This window comes from Anaerovibrio sp. (genome assembly GCF_051866355.1).
Lineage (GTDB): Bacteria > Bacillota > Negativicutes > Selenomonadales > Selenomonadaceae > Anaerovibrio.
Map to the genome: position 1 here is coordinate 1 of NZ_JBJDWZ010000135.1, position 10,538 is coordinate 10,538.

Here is a 10,538-nt window from a genome sequence, read left to right on the forward strand (position 1 = left end):
AACAGCCAGTTCACTATGCCGCAGGCCGCCATATACGCCGCCATCACGCCTATTGCCCAGCCATCATGCCTGTGCATGCGCATGGCCTTCATACGTGTGCGTCCCTCGCCCCCCCGGTAGCTCCTGGCCTCCATGGCCATGGCCAGCTCATCCGCCCTGCGGAATGCAGAGATAAACAGCGGCACCAGGACAGGTATCATGCTTCTTGCACGAGCAATCAGATTGCCCTCCCCTATGTCGGAGCCGCGGGATTTCTGCGCCTTCATAATCTTGTCCGTTTCCTCCATCAACGTGGGAATAAACCTTAGTGCGATAGTCATCATCATGGCCAGCTCATGGGCCGGAAAGCCCACCTTTTTCAGCGGCTTAAAGAGCGCCTCCAGCGCGTCCGTCAGCATCAGAGGCGATGTGGTGAACATCAGAAGGGAAGACACGCCTATCAGGAGGACAAGCCGCAGGCTGATAAAAAAGCCCTTCTCCAGCCCCTCATAGGTCAGATCAAAAATCCACACCTTCATGAGCACCTCACCCGGCACGCTGAAAAGCTGGATGATAAAAGTCAACAGCAAAATCCACCACAGGGGCTTGATGGCTTTCAGCACCACCCGCGGCGCAATCCTCGATATGCCCACCAGCAAAAATGCCAGCAGGGTATTCATAAGATAGCACCAGTTATTGTCAAACAGAAAAATTCCTACTATATAGAAAAACAGCAGCACTATCTTTACTCTGGCATCCATGCGGTGCAAAAGGGAATTGCCGGGAAAATACTGTCCTAGGGTAATATCCGTCAACATTTTTCCGCACCTCCTGCCCTGCGTGATGCCTTTACAGCCCGGAAAATGGCCTCCACTGCCGTCTCCATGGTATAGATGTCCGAAGGAATATCCAGTCCCCCCGCCTTCAGCGCCTTGACGATATTCGTAACCCGCGGCACATCCAGCCCGGCCTGGCGGATAAAATCCTCCCGCACAAAAACCTCGCGGGGCGTACCCTCCATCAGCACCCTGCCCCGGTTCATAATAACCAAATTATCCGCAAATCTGGCTATGTCCTCCATGCTGTGGGACACCAGCACAATGGTATTCTTCTCCTGCCTGTGCAGCTTCAAAATCCGCTGCATCAGCTCCTCACGGCCCTTGGGGTCCAGCCCGGCCGTAGGCTCGTCCAGCACCAGATACTTGGGCCTGAGCGCCACCACACCGGCAATAGCCGCCCTGCGCATCTGCCCGCCGCTGAGCTGAAAGGGGGAACGCTGGCTGTACTCATCATAATCCAGCTGCACAAAATCCATGGCAAAGCGCACCCGCTCACTGACTTCCTCCGGGCTCAGGCCATAATTCTTCGGGCCGAAGGCAATATCCTGCTCCACCGTTTCCTCAAACAGCTGATGCTCAGGATACTGAAACACCATGCCCACGGAGCGGCGGGCCGCTCTGGCCGCCTGCCCTTTGGCGGCAATATCCACCCCGTCCACCAGCACACTGCCGCTATTGGGGCTTATGAGCCCGTTCAGATGCTGGATAAGGGTGGACTTGCCGGAGCCGGTATGCCCGGCCACGGCCGTAATCTTCCCCTCCGGGATAGTTATGGTCACGTCTTCCAATGCCAGCCGCTCATAGGGAGATTTTGGCATATATATATAGGATATATTCTTTACTTCAATCGACATAATGCTTCTACCAATGCCTCCTGATTTATAATCGCCCTGTCCAGCTGCAGTCCCTTACGGGACAGCCTGTAGGCCAGCTCCGTTGCCGCAGGCACATCCAGCCCCAGCTTTTTCATGCCGGCAATATCCTGAAAAATTTCCGCCGGACTGCCTTCCTTGATAATTCTGCCCTTGTGCATGACGATTATCCTATCCGAAAGGGCGGCCTCCTCCATAAAATGCGTTATATTGATGACCGTAATCCCCTGCTCCCGATTCAAGCGGCCTACCGTGTCAATCACCTCGCGCCTGCCCACAGGGTCCAGCATGGCCGTAGGCTCGTCCAGCACCAGGCACTCCGTATTCATAGCCAGGGCGCCTGCGATGGCCACCCGCTGCTTCTGGCCCCCTGACAGGAGGTGAGGGGCAAAATGGCGAAATTCCTCCATGTTGACCGCCTTCAGGGCCGCCGTCACCCGCCGCCTGATTTCATGCGGCTCCATGCCGATGTTTTCCGGCCCGAAGCCGATATCATCCTCCACGATGGCGGCAATAATCTGATTGTCGGGATTCTGGAACACCATGCCCACCCGGCTCCTGATATCCCACAGACCTGCCTCGTCCGCCGTATCAATGCCGTCAATCAGGCATGTGCCGGCCGTAGGCAGCAGCAGGGCGTTAAAATGCTTGGCCAGCGTGGACTTGCCGGAACCATTCGTGCCCAGAATCGTCACGAATTCCCCCTTCTCCACCGTCAGGCTGATATCCTCCAGCGCCCTGTATTCGTTTTCCATACCGGCATTATAATCGTGGTACAATCCCCTACATTCTATAAAAGCCATTATCTGCTCCTCATGCACACTACAACTCAATCTGCTTCTATTTTACTTCTGGCCGGTAATATAGTCAACCGCGCCATATGACAAGGTTTACTATATTGCATAACAGGATTGCCCTGTTACCGGCAAAAGCAGGCAAACGAAAAAGGCTATTGCCTCAAACAGAAGCAACAGCCTTATTATACTATGATTATTTCACCAACTCAAGAATAACCATTGGAGCTGCATCGCCACGGCGAACACCCAGCTTCATGATACGGGTGTAACCACCCTGACGGTTCTTCACGGAGTCGTACTCAACAATCTCAGCAAACAGCTTTCTTACAACATCCTCATCAGCAAGCTGAGCAATAGCCTGACGACGGGCAGCCAAATCACCGCGCTTTGCAAGAGTAATCAACTGCTCTGCAAGCCCGCTGATTTCCTTGGCCTTGGCCTCAGTAGTTTCAATGCGCTCATGCTTGAAGAAGGAAGTCAGAATGCTCTTGAACAGTGCCTTACGGGCGCTAGAATCACGACCTAACTTTCTATAAGCCATTTATTTCCCTCTTTCCTTGTATCAAAAAATAATGTAAATCAGGCTTCCGAATCGTCTGCCGGATACTCACCCGGCTCAGAAGCATCACTTTCCTTTAAGGATAATCCCATGGACTTCAGCTTGTCCTTAACCTCATCAAGAGACTTGCGGCCGAGATTACGAACCTTCATAATCTCATCCTCGGTCTTGCTTACCAGGTCACCAACAGTCTTGATATCTGCCCGCATCAAGCAATTAAAGGAACGAACCGTCAGATCCATATCCTCTACCTTGGTGGCCAGAACTGAATCCATCTCAGGGCTGCTGGCAAGGGACTCACCGCCTGCCTCTGCTGCACTGTCCTCTGCGGCTTCAATCTCCGGAAGCACGGTCAGGTTCTGGAACAGCTTCAGGCGGCCGATCAGGATAGCTGCCGCCTTGCTGACAGCCTTCTCCGGCTGGATGGAACCATCAGTCCATACCTCCAAAGTCAGCTTGTCGTAGTCAACAGCGTCACCAACACGGATATCCTCAACCTTGTAATTTACTCGACGAATCGGTGAGAAGATAGAATCCACAAGGATTACACCGATGGTATGATCCTGCGTCTTTTTCTTTTCGGCTGGTACATAGCCGAGGCCATGCTCCACCACCATCTCTATCTTCAGGGAACCTGCCTCATTGACAGTTGCGATGTGCAAATCAGGATTGAGAATCTCAATATCGGCATCATGGATAATATCCGCCGCCGTTACTTCCTTCTCACCCTTCACATCAATGCGGATGATTTTTGGCTCATCACTATACATCTTGAGGCAGAGCTCCTTTAAGTGCAGGATGATGTTGGTAACATCATCCCGAACTCCAGGAACTGTGGAGAACTCATGCAGTACGCCCTCGATTTTCACCGAGGTAATAGCTGCACCTTGAATAGAGGATAACAGTATGCGGCGCATGCTGTTTCCAATGGTGATGCCGTAACCGCGGGTCATAGGCTCGCAGACGAACTTACCATAGCAAAGATCCTCATTATTTTCCTGTATCTCAATCTTAGGTGTTGCGATTTCGATCATGTGGAATTGCCCTCCTCAATAACTCAATGCATCTATGTACATATCCGGTAACGAATGCAAAAAATACACAGAAATTATTATTTGGAGTACAACTCGACGATAGCCTGGCTGTCAACAGGAACATCGAAGTCCTCGCTGGCAGGGAAACGGTTTACAGTGCCGCTGAAACTGTCAGCGCCAACAGTAATCCAGGCCGGAGTGCTGAGTGCATTGTTGGACTCAGCCAAAGCCTTGAAGAACGCGTTAGCACGGCTCTTCTCAGCTACTGCAACAACATCATTTACATCAACAAGTGCAGATGGAATGTCACAACGCTTGCCATTTACAGTAATATGACCATGACGGACAACCTGACGAGCCTGCTTGCGGGTTGCAGCCAGACCCAGACGGAATACTACATTGTCAAGTCTTCTCTCCAGAAGGCTGATGAGGTTCTCACCGGTGATGCCCTGCATCTTCTTCGCCCTGGTGTAGTAAGCACGGAACTGCTTCTCAAGCACACCATAGATGAACTTTGCCTTCTGCTTTTCCTTCAACTGAATTCCATATTCGCTGACCTTGCCACGGGTGCGGCGAGGCTGACGCTTGGAACTCTTGCCAAGACCTACAACGCCTGGCTCAATGCCGAGAGAACGGCATCTTTTCAGTGCTGGTACTCTATCAATTGCCATTTATTCTGCACCTCCCATTAAACTCTTCTACGCTTCGGCGGACGGCATCCATTATGAGGAATCGGGGTAACATCCTTAATCATGCTAACCTCGAGGCCGGTAGCCTGCAGGGAACGGATAGCTGCCTCACGGCCGGCACCAGGACCCTTTACGTAAACATCAACCTGCTTCAAGCCATGCTCCATAGCAGCCTTTGCAGCAACCTCTGCTGCCATCTGAGCTGCAAACGGAGTGCTCTTTCTGGAGCCACGGAAACCGAGGCCACCAGCGCTTGCCCAGGAAAGTGCATTACCATTCTTATCAGTCAGGGTAACGATAGTGTTATTAAAGGTGGAGCTGATATGAGCAACACCAAATTCAATATTTTTGCGGTCCTTCTTCTTAGGACGTACAGACTTCTTAACTGCCACTCTTTAGCCCTCCCTTATTTTTTCTTGCCAGCAACAGCCTTCTTAGGGCCCTTGCGGGTACGTGCGTTGTTCTTAGTATTCTGTCCGCGAACTGGCAGACCCATGCGATGACGGCGACCGCGATAGCAGCCGATCTCAACGAGTCGCTTAATATTCAGGGACTGCTCACGACGAAGGTCACCCTCTACGATAACCTGCTTGTCAATGATATCACGCAGTTTTACAACCTCATCCTCAGTCAGGTCACGGGTACGGGTATCAGGATTGATACCAGTCTCCTTCAGCAATCTCTGGGAAGTGGTAAGACCAATACCATAGATATATGTTAATGCAATCTCAATTCTCTTATCACGTGGCAAATCTACACCGGCAATACGTGCCATACATCAAGCACCTCCTTCTAAAATTATCCTTGTCTCTGTTTATGTTTTGGGTTTTCGCAAATAACCATTACGCGACCCTTACGCTTAATAACCTTGCACTTTTCACAAATAGGTTTAACCGACGGTTTAACTTTCATTGCGTTATGCCCCTTTCATATTACTGCCAAAAGCCTTGTTTTGACTATTTAAAACGATAGGTGATACGGCCACGAGTCAGATCATAAGGCGTCAGCTCAATGGTTACCTTGTCACCCGGCAGGATGCGGATAAAATTCATGCGAATCTTGCCGGAAACATGGGCCAGAACTACATGGCCGTTCTCCAACTCTACCTGGAACATGGCATTAGGCAATGCCTCCAGTACCTTACCTTCAACTTCAATTACATCTTGCTTAGACATAATGACTCCTTTTACTTCAGGGTTTCAACAACGTCTGCAAAAACCTTGTCGATTGCCTGACGACCATCAATCTCTACATAAAGGCCAGCCTTCTGGTAATACTCGATTAATGGCTTTGTCTGTGCCTCGTATACTGACAACCGATTCTTCATGGTTTCCTCGGTGTCATCTGCGCGCTGATAGAGCTCGCCGCCGCACTCATCACACTTGCCCTCAGCCTTGGACGGGCTGAACTTCACATGATAGGTAGCACCGCAGCTCCTGCAGATTCTGCGACCTACTGCCCTCTCCACCAGGTCGGCGGAAGGAACAGTAATGTTGATTACGCTCTTGAGGTCGATGCCCAGCTCGGCAAGTATCTTGCTGAGGGCATCCGCCTGCTCAACGGTACGAGGAAAGCCATCCAGAATAAATCCCTGCTTGCAATCGTCCTGAGCAAGACGCTCCCTGACGATGCCTACGGTAATCTCATCCGGAACCAGGTTGCCGGCATCAATGCATGCCTTCGCCTTTTTCCCCAGCTCGGTCCCTTCCTTGATAGCGGCACGGAACATGTCGCCAGTGGAAATATGCGGGATTGCGAACTTCTTGACGATGTTTGCTGCCTGAGTACCCTTACCAGCACCAGGAGGTCCCATTAAAAGAATATGCATTATATTTCCTCCTTACTTCATGAATCCTTCGTAATGTCGCATCACTACCATGGATTCAATCTGCTTCATGGTGTCAAGGCCGACGCCCACAACAATCAGCAGAGCCGTGCCGCCGAAATTAATACCGTCCATGTGGGTAGCACTGGCGATAATCGTCGGCAGTATAGCTATGAATGCAAGGAAGAATGCTCCTGCAAGGGTGATACGAGTCATGACATGATCTAAATATTCTGCAGTGGGCTCACCCGGACGGACGCCCGGGATAAACCCGCCGTATTTTTTCAGATTCTCTGCCATATCCGATATCTTTACAGTAACCGCGGTGTAAAAATACGTGAAGAAGATAATCAGCAGTGCGTACACTGTTGAATGTAGCGGTGTACCCCACGCAAAATACCCGGCAAAAGTCTTTACCCAGGGGATATCAATAAACTGGGCAATAGTTACTGGAAACATCAGCACGGATGACGCAAAGATTATTGGAATAACTCCCGCATGGTTTACCTTCAGCGGGATAAAGCTGGACTGCCCGCCGAACTGCTTCTGGCCGACAACCCTTTTCGCATAAGCGATTGGAACCCTGCGGAATGCCGTATGCACTGCAATAACCAGCACAATCATGGCCACCGCAATCGCTGCAAAGAAGAACACATTTATATAGGAAATGGTTCCTGCCTGCAGATAATGATAAATCTTACCGATATTGGCTGGCAATGCAGCCACGATACCTGCAAAAATGATTAGTGAAATACCGTTTCCCACGCCGTTGGCGGTAATCTGCTCACCTACCCACATGAGAAACACCGTGCCTGCGGTCAGCGTGATTGCAATAATCAGCGTGGACGCCGGCCCCGGATTCAGGACAGCTTCCTTCAAGCCGATGGACATGCCCATTGCCTGCAGGAATGCCAGCACTACCGTAAAGTAGCGAGTGACCTTGGTGGTTTTCTTATGCCCCTCTTCGCCTTCCTTTGACCATTGCTCCAGTGTCGGTATAACTACATTCAACAGCTGGATGATGATGGACGCGTTAATATAAGGGGTAATACTCATCGCAAAAATGGAAAATTTGCTCAAAGCACCACCGGAGAACAAATCCAACAAACCGAAAAGAGTTCCGCTGTTAAAGAGCCGCTCGATAGCCGATGGGTCAACGCCAGGAACAGGAATATGAGTACCCATTCTGAATACGGCGAACATGACCAGAGTAAAGATAATCTTTGACCTCAGCTCCGGAATCTTAACGATGTTTGAGAGGGCTGAAACCAAATCAGATCACCTCAATTTTTCCGCCTGCTGCCTCAATCTTTTCCTGAGCAGTCTTGGTAAAGCCGTTTGCTACAACGGTCAGCTTCTTGGTGAGCTCGCCGTTGCCGAGAATGCGCACGCCATCGCGTACATTCTTCAGTACGCCGGCCTCAATCAATGCTACAGCATCAACAGTTGCGCCGTCCTCAAAACGATTCAAAGTCTCAACATTAACCTCTGCATATACATCAGCAAAGATATTCTTGAAACCACGCTTTGGCAGTCTGCGATACAAAGGCATCTGACCACCCTCAAAGCCGGTGCGGACGCCGCCGCCAGCACGGGACTTCTGACCCTTCTGGCCCTTGCCGGAGGTCTTGCCATTGCCGGAGCCCAGACCACGGCCTACTCTGAAAGCAGCCTTGCGGGAACCAGCAGCCGGAGATAATTCATTCAATTTCATCTGTCTATTGCACCTCCTGAACTCAAGCCTGCTCTTCAACAGTAATGAGATGCGCAACCTTGTGAAGCTGGCCGCGAACGGACTCATTATCTGGAAGCTCAACTGAGGAATTCAACTTCTTTAAACCCAATGCCTTAATGGTCTTGCGCTGGGTTTCAGGTCTGCCAATCAGACTTCTGGTCAGAGTAATCTTCAACTTTGCCATTATAAAATCCTCCTTAACCCAAAAGTTCCTGTACAGTCTTGCCGCGCAGCTCAGCAACCTTCTCAGCCTGCTTCAGCTGCTCAAGGCCCTTCAGGGTTGCGCGAACCATGTTGTTCGGATTGGAGGAACCCAGAGACTTAGTCAGGATATCCTTAATGCCTGCAAGCTCAAGAACCGCACGAGCAGGGCCGCCGGCGATAACACCGGTACCTTTTGCAGCCGGCTTCATGAGCACACGGCCTGCACCGAAAACACCAATCATCTCATGAGGAATGGTGGTGTCCTTCAGGGAAACATCAATCAAATTCTTCTTGGCATCCTCGACGCCCTTGCGAATTGCCTCCGGCACCTCTGCGGCCTTACCCAGGCCTGCGCCAACCTTGCCCTTCTCATTGCCAACAACTACCAATGCGCTGAAGGAGAAGCGACGGCCGCCCTTAACAACCTTAGCAACTCGGTTAATATATACAACTTTTTCCTGGAACTCAGGAGTTTCGTTGTCAATCCTAGCCATTAATGTACCTCCTTTACAAATTTTAGAATTTCAGGCCTGCTTCACGAGCTGCCTCAGCAAGTGCTGCAACACGGCCATGATATACATAACCACCACGGTCGAATACTACCTCGCTAATGCCCTTTTCCAGGGAGCGCTTGGCAATAGCCTCGCCTACTGCCTTTGCAGCCTCTACATTGCCGCCGTAGTTCTGGAAATCCTTATCCTTTGTGCTGGCAGATACGAGAGTAACACCATTAACATCATCAATAACCTGTGCATAGATGTTGCTCAAGCTACGGAATACGTTAAGACGTGGTCTCTCAGCAGTGCCGGAAATGTGATTGCGTACACGCAGGTGACGCTTCTGACGAGCCTTATTCTTATCTTCCTTAACAAACACTGTCGGTTACTCCTTTCTGCTAATTATTTCTTGCCCTTCGCACCGGCCTTACCAACCTTGCGACGAACGAACTCACCTTCATACTTAATACCCTTGCCCTTATATGGTTCAGGTCTTCTGTAATCACGGATTTTTGCGGAAATTGCACCAACAACCTCCTTGTCGATACCGCTTACCACAATCTTGGTAGCAGCAGGGCACTCAAACTTGATGCCTGCAGGCGGCTCAACAACTACCGGGTGAGAGAAACCCAGAGCCAGCTCAAGGTTCTTGCCCTTTACAGCAGCCCTGTAACCAACACCGTTAATCTCCAGGGTCTTTGCATAGCCCTCGCTTACGCCAACAACCATGTTGTTGATGAGGGTACGGCTCAAGCCGTGCAGGGACCTGTGATCCTTATTATCAGAAGGACGCTCTACAGTAATAGCGTTATCCTCCACATTAATCTTCATGTCCGGATGAATGTTGCGTACCAATTCACCCTTCGGACCCTTTACAGTCACCTTATTGCCATCCTCAACCTTAACGGTAACACCGGCAGGGATAGCGATAGGCGCTCTACCAATTCTTGACATTAGTACACCTCCTAACTTCTAAATAATTACCAAATGTAAGCTACAACCTCGCCGCCGAGACCGGCCTTGCGAGCATCCTTATCGCTCATAATTCCCTTGGAAGTGGAAATGATGGCGATACCCAAACCGCCGAGAACACGAGGGAGCTCAGCTGCCTTTGCATACTGGCGCAGGCCAGGCTTGGAAATACGCTTAATACCAGTAATTACCTTTTCACGGTTAGGGCCATACTTCAGGGAAACAGTGATTACACCCTGCTTGCCATCTTCAGTGAAGGTGTAGTCCTTGATGAAACCCTCTTCCTTGAGTACCTCAGCAATAGCCTTCTTAATCTTGGAACCAGGGATTTCTACCTTCTCATGGAATACGGAATTTGCGTTGCGCAGACGAGTCAGCATGTCTGCAATAGGATCAGTCATTACCATGTAAATCGATATCCTCCTTTCAAAATTTCGTGAGAGCACATAGGCTCACTTGATAGATTGTATCAAAATTTGTGGTAGGTTGTCAATATATTGTTGGGCAAATTGTGGGTAATTTGAAATTTCCAGTCT

General features: G+C 50.3%; 18 protein-coding genes. All 18 read right to left on the bottom strand.

Annotated elements, in window-relative coordinates:
• A partial coding sequence (locus tag ACI3UA_RS07395) for an energy-coupling factor transporter transmembrane component T family protein (RefSeq protein ID WP_439724176.1) occupies window positions 1-797 on the bottom strand: 797 nt, incomplete at its 3' end.
• Window positions 791-1,672 carry an energy-coupling factor transporter ATPase gene (locus ACI3UA_RS07400; protein ID WP_439724177.1) on the bottom strand — a complete coding sequence of 294 codons (882 nt, stop codon included), beginning with the start codon at window positions 1,670-1,672 and terminating at the stop codon, window positions 791-793. The genes ACI3UA_RS07400 and ACI3UA_RS07395, both read right to left, overlap by 7 nt.
• Window positions 1,657-2,493, bottom strand: coding sequence for an energy-coupling factor transporter ATPase (locus ACI3UA_RS07405; protein ID WP_439724178.1), 837 nt, complete (start codon window positions 2,491-2,493; stop codon window positions 1,657-1,659). The genes ACI3UA_RS07400 and ACI3UA_RS07405 overlap by 16 nt, the downstream gene beginning before the upstream one ends.
• 187 nt (window positions 2,494-2,680) lie before the next feature.
• Entirely contained in the window at window positions 2,681-3,028 is a 348-nt protein-coding gene (rplQ, locus tag ACI3UA_RS07410; RefSeq protein ID WP_439724179.1) for a 50S ribosomal protein L17, read from the bottom strand.
• Between the two features lie 38 nt (window positions 3,029-3,066).
• A complete protein-coding gene (locus ACI3UA_RS07415) occupies window positions 3,067-4,080 on the bottom strand; it encodes a DNA-directed RNA polymerase subunit alpha (RefSeq protein WP_439724180.1) in 1,014 nt (337 codons plus the stop codon).
• Between the two features lie 77 nt (window positions 4,081-4,157).
• Complete coding sequence (gene rpsD, locus ACI3UA_RS07420) at window positions 4,158-4,751, bottom strand: 30S ribosomal protein S4 (RefSeq protein WP_439724181.1); 594 nt, start codon at window positions 4,749-4,751, stop codon at window positions 4,158-4,160.
• Between the two features lie 17 nt (window positions 4,752-4,768).
• Window positions 4,769-5,161 (bottom strand): 30S ribosomal protein S11, encoded by a 393-nt coding sequence (gene rpsK, locus ACI3UA_RS07425; RefSeq protein WP_027397572.1) that lies wholly within the window; start codon window positions 5,159-5,161, stop codon window positions 4,769-4,771.
• A gap of 14 nt (window positions 5,162-5,175) precedes the next feature.
• Entirely contained in the window at window positions 5,176-5,544 is a 369-nt protein-coding gene (gene rpsM / locus ACI3UA_RS07430) for a 30S ribosomal protein S13 (protein WP_439724182.1), read from the bottom strand.
• A gap of 23 nt (window positions 5,545-5,567) precedes the next feature.
• Window positions 5,568-5,681, bottom strand: coding sequence for a 50S ribosomal protein L36 (rpmJ, locus tag ACI3UA_RS07435; protein WP_058965281.1), 114 nt, complete (start codon window positions 5,679-5,681; stop codon window positions 5,568-5,570).
• 44 nt (window positions 5,682-5,725) lie between these two features.
• Window positions 5,726-5,944: a translation initiation factor IF-1 gene (gene infA / locus ACI3UA_RS07440; RefSeq protein WP_009645081.1), complete on the bottom strand. Its 219-nt coding sequence runs from the start codon at window positions 5,942-5,944 to the stop codon at window positions 5,726-5,728.
• Between the two features lie 11 nt (window positions 5,945-5,955).
• On the bottom strand, window positions 5,956-6,597 hold the full coding sequence (locus tag ACI3UA_RS07445; protein ID WP_439724183.1) for an adenylate kinase: 642 nt from the start codon (window positions 6,595-6,597) through the stop codon (window positions 5,956-5,958).
• A gap of 12 nt (window positions 6,598-6,609) precedes the next feature.
• On the bottom strand, window positions 6,610-7,866 hold the full coding sequence (gene secY / locus ACI3UA_RS07450; RefSeq protein WP_439724184.1) for a preprotein translocase subunit SecY: 1,257 nt from the start codon (window positions 7,864-7,866) through the stop codon (window positions 6,610-6,612).
• Between the two features lies 1 nt (window position 7,867).
• The gene (rplO, locus tag ACI3UA_RS07455; RefSeq protein ID WP_439724185.1) at window positions 7,868-8,308 is read right to left on the bottom strand and encodes a 50S ribosomal protein L15; all 441 of its coding nucleotides are present in this window, start codon (window positions 8,306-8,308) and stop codon (window positions 7,868-7,870) included.
• Window positions 8,309-8,330: 22 nt separating this feature from the next.
• Window positions 8,331-8,513, bottom strand: a complete 183-nt coding sequence (gene rpmD, locus ACI3UA_RS07460; protein WP_439724186.1) for a 50S ribosomal protein L30 — start codon at window positions 8,511-8,513, stop codon at window positions 8,331-8,333.
• Window positions 8,514-8,526: 13 nt separating this feature from the next.
• Window positions 8,527-9,027 carry a 30S ribosomal protein S5 gene (rpsE, locus tag ACI3UA_RS07465; protein WP_439724187.1) on the bottom strand — a complete coding sequence of 167 codons (501 nt, stop codon included), beginning with the start codon at window positions 9,025-9,027 and terminating at the stop codon, window positions 8,527-8,529.
• Window positions 9,028-9,049: 22 nt separating this feature from the next.
• Entirely contained in the window at window positions 9,050-9,409 is a 360-nt protein-coding gene (rplR, locus tag ACI3UA_RS07470) for a 50S ribosomal protein L18 (RefSeq protein ID WP_439724188.1), read from the bottom strand.
• A gap of 23 nt (window positions 9,410-9,432) precedes the next feature.
• A complete protein-coding gene (rplF, locus tag ACI3UA_RS07475) occupies window positions 9,433-9,984 on the bottom strand; it encodes a 50S ribosomal protein L6 (RefSeq protein WP_439724189.1) in 552 nt (183 codons plus the stop codon).
• Window positions 9,985-10,010: 26 nt separating this feature from the next.
• Complete coding sequence (gene rpsH / locus ACI3UA_RS07480; RefSeq protein ID WP_154405973.1) at window positions 10,011-10,409, bottom strand: 30S ribosomal protein S8; 399 nt, start codon at window positions 10,407-10,409, stop codon at window positions 10,011-10,013.
• Between the last annotated feature and the right edge of the window lie 129 nt (window positions 10,410-10,538).